This is a genomic window from Pseudomonas sp. AC169 (assembly GCF_979258515.1).
In genome coordinates, this window is the sequence record NZ_OZ409866.1 from 4,723,640 (window position 1) to 4,739,716 (window position 16,077).

General features: G+C 58.9%; 16 protein-coding genes. 14 read left to right on the plus strand and 2 right to left on the minus strand.

Annotated elements, in window-relative coordinates; translation table 11 throughout:
• Positions 1-4 precede the first annotated feature (4 nt).
• Together ACZZ0G_RS21210 and mtnC are read left to right on the plus strand one after the other, a co-directional pair.
• A complete protein-coding gene (locus ACZZ0G_RS21210) occupies positions 5-550 on the plus strand; it encodes a 1,2-dihydroxy-3-keto-5-methylthiopentene dioxygenase (protein ID WP_053118683.1) in 546 nt (181 codons plus the stop codon).
• A gap of 4 nt (positions 551-554) precedes the next feature.
• Positions 555-1,238 carry an acireductone synthase gene (gene mtnC, locus ACZZ0G_RS21215; RefSeq protein ID WP_463557410.1) on the plus strand — a complete coding sequence of 228 codons (684 nt, stop codon included), beginning with the start codon at positions 555-557 and terminating at the stop codon, positions 1,236-1,238.
• Between the two features lie 120 nt (positions 1,239-1,358).
• Here the strand turns inward: mtnC and ACZZ0G_RS21220 are convergent, their stop codons facing one another.
• Positions 1,359-1,637, minus strand: a complete 279-nt coding sequence (locus tag ACZZ0G_RS21220; RefSeq protein WP_008080936.1) for a DUF3509 domain-containing protein — start codon at positions 1,635-1,637, stop codon at positions 1,359-1,361.
• Between the two features lie 390 nt (positions 1,638-2,027).
• On the opposite strand from ACZZ0G_RS21220, the gene ACZZ0G_RS21225 reads away from it, so the two are divergent.
• The 10 genes from ACZZ0G_RS21225 (at position 2,028) to ACZZ0G_RS21270 (ending at position 11,144) form a co-directional block, all read left to right on the plus strand.
• Positions 2,028-3,866: a long-chain-acyl-CoA synthetase gene (locus ACZZ0G_RS21225; RefSeq protein ID WP_463557411.1), complete on the plus strand. Its 1,839-nt coding sequence runs from the start codon at positions 2,028-2,030 to the stop codon at positions 3,864-3,866.
• 96 nt (positions 3,867-3,962) lie between these two features.
• Positions 3,963-4,481 (plus strand): ankyrin repeat domain-containing protein, encoded by a 519-nt coding sequence (locus ACZZ0G_RS21230; RefSeq protein ID WP_463557412.1) that lies wholly within the window; start codon positions 3,963-3,965, stop codon positions 4,479-4,481.
• A gap of 86 nt (positions 4,482-4,567) precedes the next feature.
• Positions 4,568-5,098 carry a hypothetical protein gene (locus ACZZ0G_RS21235; RefSeq protein ID WP_463557413.1) on the plus strand — a complete coding sequence of 177 codons (531 nt, stop codon included), beginning with the start codon at positions 4,568-4,570 and terminating at the stop codon, positions 5,096-5,098.
• 71 nt (positions 5,099-5,169) lie between these two features.
• Positions 5,170-5,361: a PLDc N-terminal domain-containing protein gene (locus ACZZ0G_RS21240; RefSeq protein ID WP_007914053.1), complete on the plus strand. Its 192-nt coding sequence runs from the start codon at positions 5,170-5,172 to the stop codon at positions 5,359-5,361.
• Positions 5,362-5,580: 219 nt separating this feature from the next.
• The gene (speE, locus tag ACZZ0G_RS21245) at positions 5,581-6,456 is read left to right on the plus strand and encodes a polyamine aminopropyltransferase (RefSeq protein WP_016982904.1); all 876 of its coding nucleotides are present in this window, start codon (positions 5,581-5,583) and stop codon (positions 6,454-6,456) included.
• A gap of 236 nt (positions 6,457-6,692) precedes the next feature.
• Positions 6,693-6,926 carry a hypothetical protein gene (locus ACZZ0G_RS21250; RefSeq protein WP_463397090.1) on the plus strand — a complete coding sequence of 78 codons (234 nt, stop codon included), beginning with the start codon at positions 6,693-6,695 and terminating at the stop codon, positions 6,924-6,926.
• 210 nt (positions 6,927-7,136) lie between these two features.
• A complete protein-coding gene (locus tag ACZZ0G_RS21255) occupies positions 7,137-7,484 on the plus strand; it encodes a ribonuclease E inhibitor RraB (RefSeq protein WP_007914059.1) in 348 nt (115 codons plus the stop codon).
• 487 nt (positions 7,485-7,971) lie between these two features.
• A complete protein-coding gene (locus tag ACZZ0G_RS21260) occupies positions 7,972-9,381 on the plus strand; it encodes a circularly permuted type 2 ATP-grasp protein (RefSeq protein WP_016982906.1) in 1,410 nt (469 codons plus the stop codon).
• A 12-nt stretch (positions 9,382-9,393) separates the two neighbouring features.
• A complete protein-coding gene (locus ACZZ0G_RS21265) occupies positions 9,394-10,344 on the plus strand; it encodes an alpha-E domain-containing protein (RefSeq protein ID WP_007914063.1) in 951 nt (316 codons plus the stop codon).
• Positions 10,341-11,144 (plus strand): transglutaminase family protein, encoded by an 804-nt coding sequence (locus tag ACZZ0G_RS21270; RefSeq protein WP_034151732.1) that lies wholly within the window; start codon positions 10,341-10,343, stop codon positions 11,142-11,144. The genes ACZZ0G_RS21265 and ACZZ0G_RS21270 overlap by 4 nt, the downstream gene beginning before the upstream one ends.
• 113 nt (positions 11,145-11,257) lie before the next feature.
• Here ACZZ0G_RS21270 and ACZZ0G_RS21275 read toward each other — a convergent pair whose 3' ends face one another.
• Complete coding sequence (locus ACZZ0G_RS21275) at positions 11,258-12,079, minus strand: c-type cytochrome (RefSeq protein WP_463558871.1); 822 nt, start codon at positions 12,077-12,079, stop codon at positions 11,258-11,260.
• Positions 12,080-12,664: 585 nt separating this feature from the next.
• Here ACZZ0G_RS21275 and ACZZ0G_RS21280 point away from each other — a divergent pair.
• Positions 12,665-13,870 carry an acetyl-CoA C-acetyltransferase gene (locus ACZZ0G_RS21280; RefSeq protein WP_463557414.1) on the plus strand — a complete coding sequence of 402 codons (1,206 nt, stop codon included), beginning with the start codon at positions 12,665-12,667 and terminating at the stop codon, positions 13,868-13,870.
• Positions 13,871-13,894: 24 nt separating this feature from the next.
• Positions 13,895-16,039, plus strand: coding sequence for a 3-hydroxyacyl-CoA dehydrogenase NAD-binding domain-containing protein (locus tag ACZZ0G_RS21285; RefSeq protein ID WP_463557415.1), 2,145 nt, complete (start codon positions 13,895-13,897; stop codon positions 16,037-16,039).
• The last annotated feature ends 38 nt before the right edge of the window (positions 16,040-16,077 follow it).

The window sequence follows — 16,077 nt, forward strand, 5'->3', positions numbered from 1 at the left end:
CCCAATGAGCAGCCTGTCCGTCTATCACGTTTCCAGCCCCGATATTCCCAACAAAGTGTTGACCCACTTTGAAGACATCGCCTCGACCCTGGCCGAGCAGGGCGTGCGCTTCGACCGCTGGCAAGCCGCCGCCAAGATCCAGCCTGGCGCTACCCAGGAAGAAGTGATCAGCGCCTATAAAGAGCAGATCGACCGACTGATGACCGAGCGCGGTTACATCACCGTCGACGTGATCAGCCTGAACAGCGATCACCCGCAAAAAGCCGAACTGCGCGCCAAGTTCCTCGAAGAACATCGCCATGGCGAAGACGAAGTACGATTTTTCGTCGCCGGCCGTGGGCTGTTTACCCTGCACATCGACGATTACGTCTACGCGGTACTCTGCGAGAAGAATGATCTGATCTCGGTACCGGCCGGCACTAAACACTGGTTCGACATGGGCGAGCATCCGCACTTCGTGGCGATTCGCCTGTTCAACAACCCTGAAGGCTGGGTTGCCAATTTCACCGGCGAAGACATCGCCGGCCGCTTCCCGCGTCTGGAGGACTGATTCGATGTCGATCAAAGCCATTGTCACTGACATCGAAGGCACCACCAGCGCGGTGAGTTTCGTGTTTGACGTGCTGTTTCCGTATGCGGCCAAGCACCTGCCGGATTTCGTCCGCCAGAACGCCGAACGCGCCGATGTGGCCGAGCAGCTCGAAGCCGTGCGCCGTGACAGCAATGCACCGCAGGCGGATGTTGAAAGGGTTGTTGAAATTCTCTTGAGCTGGATCGAGGAAGACCGCAAAGCCACCCCGCTCAAGGCCTTGCAAGGCATGGTCTGGGCCCAGGGTTATCACGCCGGTCAGTTGAAGGGACATGTTTACCCGGATGCCGTTGAAGCGCTGCAGCGCTGGCATGCTGCGGGTTATCAACTGTTTGTGTACTCGTCAGGCTCGATTCAGGCGCAGAAACTGATTTTCGGCTGCTCGGAGGCGGGGGATCTGACGCCGCTGTTCAGCGGGTATTTCGATACCACGTCAGGGCCCAAGCGTGAGGCGCAGTCGTACACCAATATTCAGCAAGCCATTGGCGTTGAACCGCAGGAGATCCTGTTTCTCTCGGACATCGTAGAAGAGCTGGACGCTGCGCAGTCTGCCGGCCTGCAAACCTGCGGCCTGGCTCGCGAAGGCGGGGAGCTGGGCAGCCACATCACCGTCGACACCTTCACCGGCATAGAACCCGAAGCTTTCTGATCCACACAAATCTAATGTGGGAGCGAGCAAGCTCGCTCCCACAGGGTTTTGCATCAACACAAAAAAACAGGCCGTGAAGCGCATGCTCCACGGCCTGTTTTGTTTAAAGCGCTTTAAAAATTACAGCGAGTGATACGTCGGCAGCGCAAAACGTTGCTGGCTCTGCAGCATTGCAATTTGCGGCAGCTCACTGGCCTGTTCGGCCAAGTCGCGACGAATGGCACTGATCGCCCACGACAGTTGGTCGCCGGCATGCAGTTGTTGATAAGTCAGTGCGCGTTTAAACACTTTGCCATCGCTGCTGCGCAGGGTCAGCAGGATCCCGCCATCGGGGCGTGGCGCAGTGGTGACGTCGAAGTTGGAGAACAGGGAGGTAAATTTTTCTTGGATCAGGCTCATGTCTTTCAGCTCCGTATGCACTTGAATGGCAAGCATGCAGAGGAGGTTGCAGCGATTGTGCCAGCATTTGAAAATAATAAAATCCTTATAAATCAACAACTTGAAAATCGTGCAAATTTCTGGTGTCGTGCAAACTGCATGAATGGCCATCGTGCATCCTGCATTTTGCGGGATCGTTGTCGAATCCACGGAACCAATCGTCAGCCCAGTGATCACCACCACCGCTGGCCGATCAGCGGATACAAAACATTGCAAAAACCGCGTGTACAGCCTGAGAAGCGCTGACGTATTTTCGATCTCGGCCCGCGCTCGAACGCGTCGGTTGCTTCAAGCCAATGCCCGAAAAATAAAAACATCGACCTGCACGCCAAGGTCGAACGGGGAGCTTCCATGAGTCACGCGCCAAGCGACACGATTACCTGGGGCATGATGCTCCGCAAACTGCCGATGATTGCCAAAGCCATCCCACGGGTGGTCAAAGGCATGAAGGTGGCCAATGTCACGGATCCGACTCAAAGCTGTGGCCTTGGCTGGACGTTCGAGCAAGCGACGCTGCGCAATCCCGCGGGACCGGCGTTGTTGCAGGGCGATGTATCGCTGACCTATGCGCAGGTCAATCAGTGGGCCAACCGCATAGCCCACTATCTGAATGCGCAGGGCATCGGCAAGGGCGACGTGGTCGCGGTGTTTATCGAAAACCGCCCGGAACTGCTGGTGACCATTCTGGCGCTGGCCAAGGTCGGTGCGGTCAGCGCGCTGCTCAATACCTCGCAGACGCGCGACACACTGATCCACAGCGTGAATCTGGTGGCGCCGGTGGCAATTGTCGTGGGCGAAGAGCTGCTTGCGGCGTATGCGGTGATCCGCGATCAAGTGACGATTACCACGCCGCGCACCTGGTTCGTCGCCGATCAGGACACCTATAGCCATCCGGGCATTGCGCCCGAAGGTTACGTCAATCTGATCAGCGTCAGTGCCGATGCTTCCAGCGAGAATCCGCCGAGCAGTCAGCAGGTATTTTTCGACGATCCGTGTTTCTACATTTACACCTCCGGCACCACTGGCCTACCCAAGGCCGGAGTGTTCAAGCATGGGCGCTGGATGCGCAGCTCCGCCAGTTTCGGCATGATCGCCCTCAATATGAGCCCCGATGACGTCGTGTATTGCACCTTGCCGCTGTATCACGCCACCGGTCTCTGTGTGTGCTGGGGCTCGGCGGTCAACGGTGCTTCTGGCTTTGCGATCCGTCGCAAGTTCAGCGCCAGCCAGTTCTGGAGCGACGTGCGCCGCTACCGCGCGACCACCATCGGCTACGTCGGCGAGTTGTGCCGTTACCTGGTCGATCAACCGGCCTGCGCCGATGACAGCCGTCACGATGTGCGCAAGATGATCGGCAATGGCTTGCGCCCCGGCGCCTGGGCCGAATTCAAGACACGCTTCGCTGTTGATCACATCTGCGAGCTGTACGCGGCGAGCGACGGCAACATCGGCTTCACCAATATTCTCAACTTCGACAACACCATCGGTTTCTCGCTGATGGCCTGGGAGTTGGTCGTCTACGACCACGACAGCGGCGAGCCGATCCGCAGCGACGACGGCTTTATGCGCAAGGTCGGCAAAGGCGAGCAGGGCCTGTTGCTGGCGCGAATTGACGAGAAGGCGCCGCTGGACGGCTACACCGATCCGCAGAAAACCGCCAAGGTCGTGCTGCATGACGTGTTTACCAAGGGAGACCGGTTTTTCAACACCGGTGATCTGCTGCGCAACATCGGTTTCGGCCACGCACAATTTGTTGATCGACTGGGTGACACCTATCGCTGGAAGGGCGAAAACGTCTCGACCACTGAGGTCGAAAACCTGTTGCTGCAACATCCGCATATTTCCGAGGCGGTGGCGTATGGCGTAGAGATCCGCAATACCAACGGCCGCGCCGGCATGGCGGCGATCACGCCGGCGGAATCCCTCGCAACCCTGGATTTCGCTGAGTTGCTGACCTTCGCCCGCGAACGTATGCCGGCTTACGCGGTGCCGTTATTTCTGCGAGTGAAGGTGAAAATGGAAACCACAGGCACCTTCAAATACCAGAAAACCCGACTGAAGAATGAAGGTTTCGACCCCGGCCAGACGGGCGATGACCCTATATACGCATGGCTGCCCGGCACGCAAACTTACGTTCGGGTCACCGACGAGGTGTTGGCGGAAATTCATCAGGGCAAGCACCGTTATTGAATCTGGCTATGAGCTGTCTTGAGAAAAAGGGGGTGACAGCCAGCGTCGCGCTCGGGAAACTGTCGGCTTTCCGATTGACCGAAAGTGGAGTTGCCCATGTCCGACCAAAGCCGCCAGATGACCCCTGAAGAAGCTGCCGAATTCACCGAGCAGGTTTTCAACAAGGCGCGCGACGGTGATGCCGAAATGCTTGATCGCCTGGTCACCGCCGGTTTGCCGGTCAACCTGAAAAACAGCAAGGGCGACACGTTGTTGATGCTGGCCAGTTATTACGGGCATGTTGATGCGGTGAACGTACTGCTTAAACACAAGGCCGATCCGGAAATGCGCAATGGCAACGGCCAGAGCCCGATTGCCGGAGCGGCGTTCAAGGGCGATCTGGCGGTGGTCAAGGCGCTGGTCGAAGCGGGCGCCGAGATCGAAGGTTCGTCGTTTGATGGCCGGACTGCGCTGATGATGGCGGCGATGTTCAACCGCGTTGAGATCGTTGATTACCTGGTCAGCAAAGGCGCCAATGCGCAAGCCAAGGATGCCAATGGCGTCACGGCGCTGGACGCGGCGCGCACCATGGGCGCAGTCGACACCACCGCGCAACTGGAAAAACTGTTGGGCTGAAATCCAATCTGATGGACTGTGGCGAAGGGGAGAATGCGCTATCCTTCGCGCCCTCAAATTTTACCTTCGTCACAGGATCCGCTCTCATGAAAGCCTCACTCGTCGAACTCATCAGCAAAATCAGCTCCGGCTGCATGGGCGAGGACGAGATACTGAAGGTCGCCGACGAAGCGGCACAGGCCTATGCCGACGCCGATGCCTTTCTGGCAGCCAATCCGGACATCAACTACGACGACACCTTCCCGATCCCGCTGGGTGAGTGGGTCGTGGTCGGCAGCCTGCCGGAAACCGTGCTGTTCCAGGCCGACACCTATGTCGACCTGTTCGCGCAGATCGTTGCTTCGTTCGGCCCGGGCGTGGATTTCAACCTCAAGCCCAAGCAACTGGCCAAGACCGAAGCACTGACCGCGCTCAATCGCATCCAGGTGCAGATGAGCAGCATGAACAAGGAAAATGGCGGCTACACGCTGATGAACTTCAGCCAGTTGCTCGACGACGAACTGCAAATGGTCCTGGTCTTCGGCAATGACGTGCCTCGGGTGCTGGAACTGTGCGCCGAAGTCGGCATCGCCGCCGCGCCCTCGCTCGAAGCCTTGAAGATCGCCGTTCACGTCTGAGAGCAATAAAAGGGAACCCTGCGCGCGACCGTCTATCCTAAAAGTGCATGCCACTATTCTGGAGCGACACCATGGGTTCCACGTTCAACGGTCTGATCGGCCTGATCATCCTTGCCCTCGACATCTGGGCCATCATCAATGTGCTGAAAAGCGGCGCGACCACCGGGATGAAAATCGTCTGGGTGCTGCTGATCATCCTTCTGCCGGTACTGGGCCTGATCATCTGGGCGATTGCCGGGCCACGGGGCAACGTGCGGATCTGAATCAGCTAACACCGCATACCCTGTAGGAGCTGCCGAAGGCTGCGATCTTTTGATCTTGTTTTTTTACAATCAACATCAAAAGATCGCAGCCTTCGGCAGCTCCTACAGGGATTGTGGTTGTGAGGTTCGACCTGTCATCTTCGGCAACGTAGAATGCGCGCCTTTCCCGGGCAATCGTCCCCACGATTGGCGCCCGCGCATTCATCGGAGCACTTCACCATGACCGTCACCAAAACCAGCGAGTACCTGGAAACCCTCTACGAAGGCTACGGCCAGCGTTTTCGCATGGAAAAACTGCTGCACGAAGTGCGCACCGAACACCAGCATCTGGTGATTTTCCAGAACCCGCGCATGGGCCGTGTCATGGCACTGGACGGCGTGATCCAGACCACCGAAGCCGACGAATTCATCTACCACGAAATGCTCACTCACGTGCCGATTCTGGCCCACGGCAGCGCCAAACGCGTGCTGATCATTGGCGGCGGAGACGGCGGCATGTTGCGCGAAGTGACCAAGCACGCCGGTGTCGAGCACATCACCATGGTCGAGATCGACGGCACCGTGGTCGACATGTGCAAAGAGTTCCTGCCGAACCACTCCAGCGGCGCCTACGACGATCCACGTCTGAACCTGGTGATCGACGACGGCATGCGTTTCGTCGCCACCACGACTGAAAAATTCGATGTGATCATCTCCGACTCCACCGACCCGATCGGCCCGGGCGAAGTATTGTTTTCGGAGAACTTCTATCAGGCCTGCCATCGCTGCCTGAACGAGGGCGGCATCCTCGTGACCCAGAACGGCACGCCGTTCATGCAGATCGACGAAGTGAAAACCACCGCCGGTCGCCTGAACAGCCTGTTCCCGGACTGGCACTTCTACCAGGCAGCCGTGCCGACCTACATCGGCGGCTCGATGACCTTCGCTTGGGGCTCGACCAACCCGGCCTACCGCAAACTCAGCCGTGAGACCCTGCAGCAGCGCTTCATCGGCAGCGGCATCGTTACGCGCTACTACAACCCGGAAATCCACATCGGCGCGTTCGCCTTGCCACAATACGTGCTGCAGGCGATCAACAAGCCAAGCAACGACTAAAAGAGCACTGCAAAACCCCTGTGGGAGCGAGCCTGCTCGCGAAAGCTATTGGTCATCCAACAAAGATGTTGAATGACATTCCGCTTTCGCGAGCAAGCTCGCTCCCACATTTGCTTGCACCTACAGTTGATGTCGTTTTTTTCATCTTCGCCCGCTGTAATCCTTTTGAACCAACTTTCGGCGCACCAGTCGATTTAGGTGTAAGCCCATTTGCGGGTTTGATCGAGGAGGCACCGATGCAAAAGTGGAAAGTCACTTTCGTGGACGATCATGGTGAAATTGTCGATGAGGTGTTCGAGCAGACGGAATGCCCCACTGATGATGAGGCCGCTCGAATGGTCAAGGCGCGACTACTCCCTGTCGCCGCCGAACTGGATCTGAACGATCTGGAAGGGCGCACCGCCGATGCCGGGGTGAAAAGCCTGAAAACCCAGAACAGCATCGAAATCCGCAGCATTACTCCCGTCTGACATTCTTCCTGTCACCTTTCACACCAGGCCTTGGCAGCGGCTCTGACTTGGGGCTACTCTGCAAGCGAGATCAGCGAACGGATCGCTAAGGTCTGGTCTTGTCAGCTACATGCTTGTTTCCCGCGTGCAACCACGTTGCCGTAGTACTTTGGCCAAAGGCCCGGGGCGGGAATACGGAAAGTCTATCCATCTATGCGAGGGGGACGATTCATGAGCACAGCCTATCAAGAAGACATCAGCAGCAATGTTCTGCGCCGCATGAAAGAAGGCGGTTTCGATTTTTCCCGATTCCATCCCATCGAGTTCTACGCGATTTTCCCCGACGAGGAGCGGGCGCGCAGGGCAGCAGGCAAATTTCGCGGTGAATCCATCAATGCCCAGGTCAGCGTGCGTGATGACGGTGCGTGGGCGCTGGAATTGAGCAAAGTGATGTATGCAACGTACGACGATATTGGCGATTTCGAGCAGGGTTTCTCTGCCGTAGTCGAACCGCTGGGCGGCATCATCGAAGGCTGGGGCGTCAAGCAGGAGGTGCGTAACCGCCATCGTTTGAACTGATCTCTTGATTCAACAGTTGAGCAACGGCTGACCTTCGGGTTGGCCGTTGTCGTTTCCGGCGCCCGTAAATCGTTGTGGCAAAACCCTGAAACAAGAATCCAAGGCAAAAAAAAGCCACCGGAGAGGGTGGCTAAAAGGGAAGACCGATAAGGAGAGGAAACCGGTCAGGGTTAAGGCTGGGTGGGCTGCGCAGGCAGTCCAGGTCAGTTGAGCTGATCGCTTGCCGACGCTGTGGCCGAGCAAGTTTTGCAGCGAATGCGCGGATTATCCGCAAGCGCCGCCGGGCAGTGAAATCAACTCTGACTATGCTGGTGATAGGCGATGCAGTGCGTCGCAATGAAGCGGGGGCAATCCGGTTGGGGCATTTGCCGCACAGGAATGGTGCGGTGCCTGCGGCGTGTATTTCCAACCGATTGAAATCAAAGCGTTTATGCCGATGGCACGGGCCTTGCGAAGGCCTGTATGTCCGGGTGACAAGGAGTACGGCATGATCCGCACCTATTTTGATGAGATGTACGATGCCGGCGGCCAGGTTCGCCCGCATTATCGGGAGTTCGCCCGATGGCTGGCCGATACGCCTGACGAACTGCTGGCCCAGCGGCGACGCGAGGCCGATCTGCTGTTCCATCGCGCCGGGATCACTTTCACGCTCTATGGGGACGAGCAGGGCACCGAGCGCCTGATTCCTTTTGACACCATTCCGCGCAGTATTCCTGCCAGTGAATGGCGGATCGTTGAACGCGGCTGCATCCAGCGGGTCAAGGCGCTGAACATGTTCCTCGCCGACCTCTATCACGAGCAACGCATCATCAAGGCCGGGATCATTCCTGCCGAACAGGTGCTGGCCAACGAGCAATACCAGTTGGCGATGCAAGGCCTGGATCTGCACCGCGATATCTATTCGCACATCTCCGGCGTCGATCTGGTGCGCGATGGCGATGGCACCTATTACGTGCTCGAAGACAACCTGCGCACGCCGAGCGGCGTCAGCTATATGCTCGAAGACCGCAAGATGATGATGCGCCTGTTCCCGGAGCTATTCGCCGCGCAACGTATCGCGCCGATCGATCACTACCCGAATCTGCTGCTCGACACCCTGAAAAGCTCAAGTCCGATTGATGATCCGAGCGTAGTGGTGCTGACGCCCGGGCGCTTCAACAGTGCCTTTTTCGAACACGCGTTCCTGGCCCGGGAAATGGGCGTTGAACTGGTCGAGGGTGCGGATCTGTTCGTGCGAGACGACAAGGTCTTCATGCGCACCACTGACGGCCCGAAAGCGGTGGACGTGATCTATCGCCGTCTCGACGACGCATTCCTCGACCCACTGGCGTTCAACCCGGACTCGATGCTCGGTGTGCCGGGGCTGCTGTCGTCCTATCGCTCCGGCAACGTGGTGCTGGCCAACGCCATCGGCACTGGGGTGGCGGACGACAAATCGGTATACCCGTTTGTCACCGACATGATCCGTTTCTACCTCGACGAAGAACCGATCCTGAAGAACGTGCCGACTTGGCAGTGCCGCAACCCGTCTGAACTTTCCCATGTGCTGGCCAATCTTCCAGATCTGGTGGTCAAGGAAACCCAGGGCTCCGGTGGTTACGGAATGCTGGTCGGGCCGGCGTCGACAACGGCGGAAATCGACGCCTTTCGCGAGCGCATCAAAGCCAAGCCCCACGCGTACATCGCACAACCGACGCTGTCGCTGTCGACCTGTCCGACCTTTGTCGAAAACGGCATCGCGCCGCGCCATATCGACTTGCGTCCGTTTGTCTTGTCCGGTCGCGAAACCCGCGTGGTGCCCGGCGGTTTGACTCGCGTCGCACTGCGCGAAGGCTCTCTGGTGGTGAATTCCTCCCAGGGCGGCGGAACCAAGGACACCTGGGTGGTCGAGGATTGAAGGAAGCTTGCCATGTTAAGTAGAACTGCCTCGGATCTGTATTGGATGTCGCGTTATCTGGAGCGGGCGGAAAACCTCGCACGGATGCTCGATATCAGTTATTCGCTGTCGCTGATGCCGCAGGACGGTCGCGGCGACGGTCTGCACGAATTGGCCATGCCGCTGCTCATCACCGGCACCCTCGACGATTACCTGGAACGTCACGGCGCGTTGCATGCCGAACGGCTGCTGCACTTTTTTGCCCTCGATGCAGCCAACCCGGCGAGCATCTACAGCTGCCTCGGCGCGGCACGGGCCAGTGCTCATGCGGTACGTGGACGTATCACGGCGGACATGTGGGAGAACATCAACGCGACGTGGCTGGAGATTCGCGGGATCGCCGAGCAGGGCCTCAGTCGCTATGGCATGAGCCGTTTCTGCGAATGGATCAAGGAGCGTTCGCACCTGTTCCGTGGTGCGTCCTACGGCACGATCATGCGCAATGATGCGTTTCGCTTCATTCGTCTCGGGACGTTTATCGAGCGCGCGGACAACACCCTGCGATTGCTCGATGCCCGTTATGAAATGGCTGGCGATCAGGCCGAAGCGGTCAGTGATGGCACGGCCCACGCGTATTACCAATGGAGTGCCTTGCTGCGCGCACTGTCGTCGTTCGAGGCCTACACCGAAATCTACCGTGACGCGCCGGGCGCCCGGCATGTTGCCGAGCTGCTGTTGTTGCGCGCCGATGTGCCGCGCTCGCTGCGGGCCTGCACCGAAGAGATCGATCAGATTCTTGCGCAGTTACCCGGCGCCAATGGCCGACCGGCACAACGTCTGGCGGCGGAAATGGACGCGCGCCTGCGCTACACCGGCATCAACGAAATTCTCGAGGAAGGCCTGCACGCCTGGCTGACCGAATTCATCCCGCTGGTGCGCCAGTTGGGTAACGCCATTCACAGTTCCTATCTGGAGGCTGCATGAGACTTTCCATAAGCCACGAGACCACCTATCACTACGAAGATCAGGTGCGGGCGAGCATCCAGTACCTGCGACTGACACCCCACGACAGCGAGCGCCAGCACGTGTTGAGCTGGCAGCTCGACCTGCCGCGCCCGGTGCGTGCGCAGCTCGATCCGTTCGGCAATATCCTGCATGTGCTGACCATGGACGAACCGCACGAAGCGATCATCATCGGCGCGCGCGGGCAGGTCGATATCGACGAATTGCGTGAGGCTGAACATGAGAGCCAGTCGGCGCTGCCGTTCCTGCGCTTTACCCGTTTGACCGAGGCCGATGAGGCGTTGCGTGCGTTCGCCGAGAAATCCTGCAAGCAACGGCGTGATCGTACGGCGCTGATCGATCTGATGCACGGTTTGAATCAGCACATGACTTATACGCCCGGTTCGACCGAAGTCGACACCAGCGCCGCCGAGGCCTTCGCCGGGCGAGCGGGTGTCTGTCAGGATCATGCTCACGCGTTTCTGGCTTGCGCCCGTAGTCTCGGGATTCCGTCGCGCTATGTGTCGGGGTATTTGTACAGCGAGGATTGCGAGCATCTGGCCAGCCATGCGTGGGCAGAAGCGTGGCTGGATGACGCCTGGTACAGCTTCGACGTGACCAATCAACTGGCGCGGCCGGAGCGACACTTGAAACTGGCGGTGGGTCTGGATTATCTGGATGCCTGCCCGGTGCGTGGCATGCGCCGGGGTGGGGGGTGTGAGCAGATGCATGCAAAAGTATTCGTCTCGCCGACGCCCGTAATCTCCGTCCAGCAACAGTAAACGCCGTACTCCTGTGGGAGCGAGCCTGCTCGCGAAGGCGGTTTATCAGTCACTGATGCAGTGTCTGACACGCCGCTTTCGCGAGCAGGCTCGCTCCCACAGGGGAAATGGCGTTACGGCTTAACTTTGCGCCCGGCCATGTGTTTCAAATATCCCACTAACATCTGCAAATCCCCCTCCGGCAACACCGCCTCCGAAAACCCCGGCATCTTCGCCTGCGGCCACTGACGCAAACTCTGCGGATCACGAATGTAGCGCTTCAAGAAATCTGCAGCGAAATACTCGGTCGGGCTGTAAGGGATATTCAGGTCCGGTCCGAACTGCGCATCGCCCGCACCGTTTAACCGGTGACACGCCAGACAATTTTTCTGAAACAGCGCAAAGCCCAGATTCACCGGGTCATCGGCCTTCAACGCAGGATCCGGCAGCAGGGCAGGGAAACGCTCGGCCACCGGCGCCATACGCTTGATGCTCGCCACTTCAAACGGCCATTGTTCAGGGCTGATATTGCCGGCCTGAGGATCCGTCCACACCAGGTAGAAGGGCCCGGCGCTGTGCTTGCCTTCGGACAGCGGTGGCCACGGTTGGGCGGGGTCTTCAATCGCCAGCCACGCTCGCGCGCCTTGTTGATTAAGCAACGGCGCCGCAGCCAATTCTGCGGCGAAGCCGTCCAGTGCCACCGCTTGCAGGTGATCCTGCGGTTTGATCCCGGTCAGCAGCGCGGCCATGGGCACGGCGCGATAGGTCATGTCCTTTTTGTAGGACACATCGTTTTTGATCGTGAGGGTTTGCACTTGAGGATGCTTGAGCAATTCCTCGGTCTGCCAGGTGCGGCTGCTTGCGCCCAGTTGCAGATCCAACTGTGCGGCAGACAAGGGCACGCTCAGCAGCATGGCCCCGAACACAATGAGCGCTTTCAAATGATCGCCGTCCATGTCGTGGGAGTGCGCCAAGGTTGGCACAGCCACGCTGGCCCGGGTAGCGGGCCAGTCACATTTTCAGTGGCGATGAACAGCACCTGCCGCTCGATTCAGCCGATGACTTTGGTCAGATTCGGCAAAATCAACAACAGCGTCGTGGCGAAAAGAATGAGCCCTGCTTGACGAACTTTCGGTTGTTTGAACATGGCTTGACCGCCTTTATTGTTATTTCCTGATGCTTGCCTGCATATCCATGACGGCACGCGTTGCACTTCCTGTTAAAGAACGCCTGTCTCGGCAAAACCCGACGACCATGACGTACATGTTCTACCTTAGGGCCCGCGTCACGCATGGCTTAGATCCATTTCATATGGAGTTGCAGCCAATCGCGATTAAAAAAGCATGAGGCGTATTGCCAGCTTCTTTGCCGCCCGCTGGCTAGACAACTCGCCGACCTGAACCGGTTCACCCGACGGCCGATGACCGTCCGTCTGAGCGCGTGCGTCAACCGCATTGAGCGCTGTGGTCATTGAATCCATGGCCGCTCGGATCAAGAGTGGAGGCACAAGAAATCACTCCCCGCACAGGTTCGAGGACGTCATGACCCAAGCTTTGATATTCGATGCGTTACGCACGCCCCGCGGCAAAGGTAAGGCCGATGGCGCCTTGCACAGCGTCAAACCGGTGAATCTGGTGGCCGGCCTGCTGACGGCGCTGCAACAACGCACCTCGCTGGATACCAGTCAGGTCGATGACGTGGTGCTCGGCTGCGTCACGCCAATTGGCGATCAAGGCTCGGACATCGCCAAAACCGCGGTACAAGTGGCCGATTGGGACGTCAGCGTCGCGGGCGTGCAGATCAACCGTTTCTGCGCTTCGGGACTGGAAGCGGTGAACCTCGGCGCAATGAAAGTGCGCTCCGGTTTCGAAGATCTGGTGGTGGTCGGTGGCGTCGAATCGATGTCGCGGGTGCCGATGGGCAGCGATGGCGGTGCCTGGGCGCTGGACCCGCAGACCAACCTGCACAGCCATTTTACCCCGCAAGGCGTCGGTGCCGACCTGATCGCCACGCTTGAGGGTTTCAGTCGTCACGACGTCGACGCCTATGCACTGCACTCGCAGCAGAAAGCCGCACGGGCGCGGGCTGATGGTTCGTTCAACAAATCGCTGGTGCCGGTGCAGGACCAGAACGGCATTATCCTGCTCGATCACGATGAGTTCATTCGCGCCGAATCGACTCTTGAAGGTTTGGGCAAGCTCAAGCCGAGTTTCGAAATGATCGGCCAGATGGGCTTTGACGCCACGGCGCTGCGGGTCTATAGCCATGTCGAGCGGATCAATCATGTGCACACCCCGGGCAACAGTTCCGGGATCGTCGACGGTGCCGCGCTGATGTTGATCGGCTCCGAAGCCAAGGGGCGTGCGCTGGGCCTGCTACCCCGGGCGCGCATTGTTGCCACAGCGGTCACTAGCACCGATCCGACCATCATGCTCACCGGCCCCGCGCCAGCAACGCGCAAGGCACTGGCCAAGGCCGGGCTGCGCGTGGAAGACATCGACCTGTTCGAGGTCAACGAAGCGTTCGCTTCGGTGGTGCTGAAGTTCATCAAGGACATGGCGGTCGACCCGGACAAGGTCAACGTCAACGGCGGCTCCATCGCCATGGGTCATCCGCTGGGCGCCACCGGTTGCGCGATCCTCGGCACCCTGCTCGACGAACTGGAAGCGCGACGCCTGCGCTATGGCCTGGCGACGCTGTGTGTCGGCGGCGGCATGGGCATTGCCACCATCATCGAACGCCTCTGAGCCCCGAATTCAAGGAACCTTGTTATGAGCGAAGTCATTCGTTACGAAAAAGGCCAGGACGGCATCGTCGTGCTGACCATCGACATGCCGGGCCAGAGCGCCAACACCATGAACGCCGTCTACCGCGAGGCGATGGCCGCGTGCGTGGCCCGTCTGGTGGCAGAAAAAGACAGCCTTGCCGGCGTGATCATCACCTCAGCGAAGAAAACGTTCTTCGCTGGCGGCGACCTCAACGAGCTGATCAAAGTCGGCAAGCCAGAAGCGAAAGCCTTCTACGACATGGTGCTGACCCTCAAAGCGCAACTGCGCACTCTGGAAACACTCGGCAAACCGGTGGTCGCGGCGATCAACGGTGCGGCGCTTGGCGGTGGCTTGGAAATCTGCCTCGCCTGTCACCACCGCGTGGCTTTGGACGATGCATCGGTACAGCTCGGTCTGCCGGAAGTGACGCTTGGCCTGCTGCCGGGCGGCGGCGGAGTGGTGCGCATGGTGCGCATGCTCGGGATCGAGAAGGCGCTGCCGTACCTGCTCGAGGGCAAAAAAGTGCGCCCGCAACAGGCGTTGCAGGCCGGTTTGATCGATGAGTTGGCGGCGGATCGCGATGAATTGCTGGCCAAGGCGCGCGCCTGGATCGTTGCCAATCCGACCGCCGTACAGCGTTGGGATGTGAAGGGCTATCAGATTCCTGGCGGTACGCCGTCGAACCCGAAAGTCGCGCAGATGCTGGCGATTGCGCCGTCGATTCTGCGCAGCAAGACCCAAGGGACAATGCCGGCGCCGGAGAAGATTCTCTGTGCGGCAGTCGAAGGCGCTCAGGTCGATTTTGACACCGCGCACTTGATCGAAACCCGTTACTTCACCGAACTGACCACCGGGCAGATTTCGAAAAACCTGATTGGCACGTTCTGGTTTCAACTTAATGAGATCAACGCCGGAGGTTCGCGGCCGCAGGGTTTTGCGCCTTATAAGACGCAGAAGGTCGGCGTGCTCGGCGCAGGGATGATGGGCGCGGGGATTGCTTTTGTCAGCGCTTCGGCGGGCATAGAGGTGGTGCTCAAGGACATCAATCTGGCTGCTGCCGAGAAGGGCAAAGCACATTCTGCAGCGTTGCTGGACAAGAAAGTCGCTCGCGGACAGATGTCAGCCTCACAGCGTGAGACTGTGCTGGCGCGGATCAAACCCTCCGAAAGCGATGCGGATCTGGCTGGTTGCGATCTGATCATCGAAGCGGTGTTTGAGGATCGCGAACTCAAGGCCAAGGTTTCTGCGGCAGCGCAACGGGTTGTGGGTGCCGAAGCTGTCATCGCTTCGAATACATCGACGCTGCCGATCACCGGTCTGGCAACGGCGGTGCCGGATCAAAGCAAATTCATCGGCCTGCATTTCTTCAGCCCGGTAGAAAAAATGCCGCTGGTGGAAATCATCAAAGGCGCGAGCACCAGTGATGAAACCCTCGCCCGAGGTTTTGATTTCGTTCTGCAAATCAAGAAAACGCCGATCGTGGTCAACGACAGTCGTGGCTTCTTTACTTCGCGGGTATTCGGCACCTTCACCAACGAAGGCATCGCCATGCTCGGCGAAGGCGTGAGTGCGCCGATGATCGAGACCGAGGCGCGCAAGGCCGGGATGCCGGTCGGGCCTCTGGCGATCTCTGACGAAGTTTCCCTCAGTCTGATGAGCCATATCCGCCAGCAAACCGCCAAAGACTTACAGGCAGAAGGGAAACCGCTGATTGAGCACCCGGCCTTCGCCGTGATTGACTTGCTGCTCAACGAATACAAGCGCCCAGGCAAGGCGGCGGGTGGCGGTTTTTATGATTATCCGGCCGGTGGTCAGAAACATTTGTGGCCCGAGTTGAAGGCGCGCTTCGAGAAGTCCGACGGGCAGATTTCGCCCAAAGACGTGCGTGATCGGTTGTTGTTCGTGCAGGCGATCGAAACCGTGCGCTGTGTGGAGGAGGGCGTGTTGACCTCGACGGCGGATGCTAACGTCGGCTCGATCTTCGGTATCGGGTTTGCGGCGTGGACCGGCGGTGCGTTGCAGTTCATTAACCAGTATGGCGTGAAAGATTTCGTCGCTCGTGCGCAGTATCTGACTGAGCAATATGGCGAGCGTTTCGCGCCGCCGGCGCTGCTGCTGGATAAAGCTGCGAAAGGTGAAATGTTCTAAGGGCGCTTGCACTTCGGGGCTTGCCTTGCCATGGGGTT

Excerpts from the sequence above, each read along its gene's own strand:
- ACZZ0G_RS21210 (WP_053118683.1), top strand. The coding sequence starts at position 5 with ATGAGCAGCCTGTCCGTCTATCACGTTTCCAGCCCCGATATTCCCAAC.
- mtnC (WP_463557410.1), top strand. The coding sequence starts at position 555 with ATGTCGATCAAAGCCATTGTCACTGACATCGAAGGCACCACCAGCGCG.
- ACZZ0G_RS21220 (WP_008080936.1), bottom strand. The coding sequence starts at position 1,637 with ATGAGCCTGATCCAAGAAAAATTTACCTCCCTGTTCTCCAACTTCGAC.
- ACZZ0G_RS21225 (WP_463557411.1), top strand. The coding sequence starts at position 2,028 with ATGAGTCACGCGCCAAGCGACACGATTACCTGGGGCATGATGCTCCGC.
- ACZZ0G_RS21230 (WP_463557412.1), top strand. The coding sequence starts at position 3,963 with ATGTCCGACCAAAGCCGCCAGATGACCCCTGAAGAAGCTGCCGAATTC.
- ACZZ0G_RS21235 (WP_463557413.1), top strand. The coding sequence starts at position 4,568 with ATGAAAGCCTCACTCGTCGAACTCATCAGCAAAATCAGCTCCGGCTGC.
- ACZZ0G_RS21240 (WP_007914053.1), top strand. The coding sequence starts at position 5,170 with ATGGGTTCCACGTTCAACGGTCTGATCGGCCTGATCATCCTTGCCCTC.
- speE (WP_016982904.1), top strand. The coding sequence starts at position 5,581 with ATGACCGTCACCAAAACCAGCGAGTACCTGGAAACCCTCTACGAAGGC.
- ACZZ0G_RS21250 (WP_463397090.1), top strand. The coding sequence starts at position 6,693 with ATGCAAAAGTGGAAAGTCACTTTCGTGGACGATCATGGTGAAATTGTC.
- ACZZ0G_RS21255 (WP_007914059.1), top strand. The coding sequence starts at position 7,137 with ATGAGCACAGCCTATCAAGAAGACATCAGCAGCAATGTTCTGCGCCGC.
- ACZZ0G_RS21260 (WP_016982906.1), top strand. The coding sequence starts at position 7,972 with ATGATCCGCACCTATTTTGATGAGATGTACGATGCCGGCGGCCAGGTT.
- ACZZ0G_RS21265 (WP_007914063.1), top strand. The coding sequence starts at position 9,394 with ATGTTAAGTAGAACTGCCTCGGATCTGTATTGGATGTCGCGTTATCTG.
- ACZZ0G_RS21270 (WP_034151732.1), top strand. The coding sequence starts at position 10,341 with ATGAGACTTTCCATAAGCCACGAGACCACCTATCACTACGAAGATCAG.
- ACZZ0G_RS21275 (WP_463558871.1), bottom strand. The coding sequence starts at position 12,079 with ATGGACGGCGATCATTTGAAAGCGCTCATTGTGTTCGGGGCCATGCTG.
- ACZZ0G_RS21280 (WP_463557414.1), top strand. The coding sequence starts at position 12,665 with ATGACCCAAGCTTTGATATTCGATGCGTTACGCACGCCCCGCGGCAAA.
- ACZZ0G_RS21285 (WP_463557415.1), top strand. The coding sequence starts at position 13,895 with ATGAGCGAAGTCATTCGTTACGAAAAAGGCCAGGACGGCATCGTCGTG.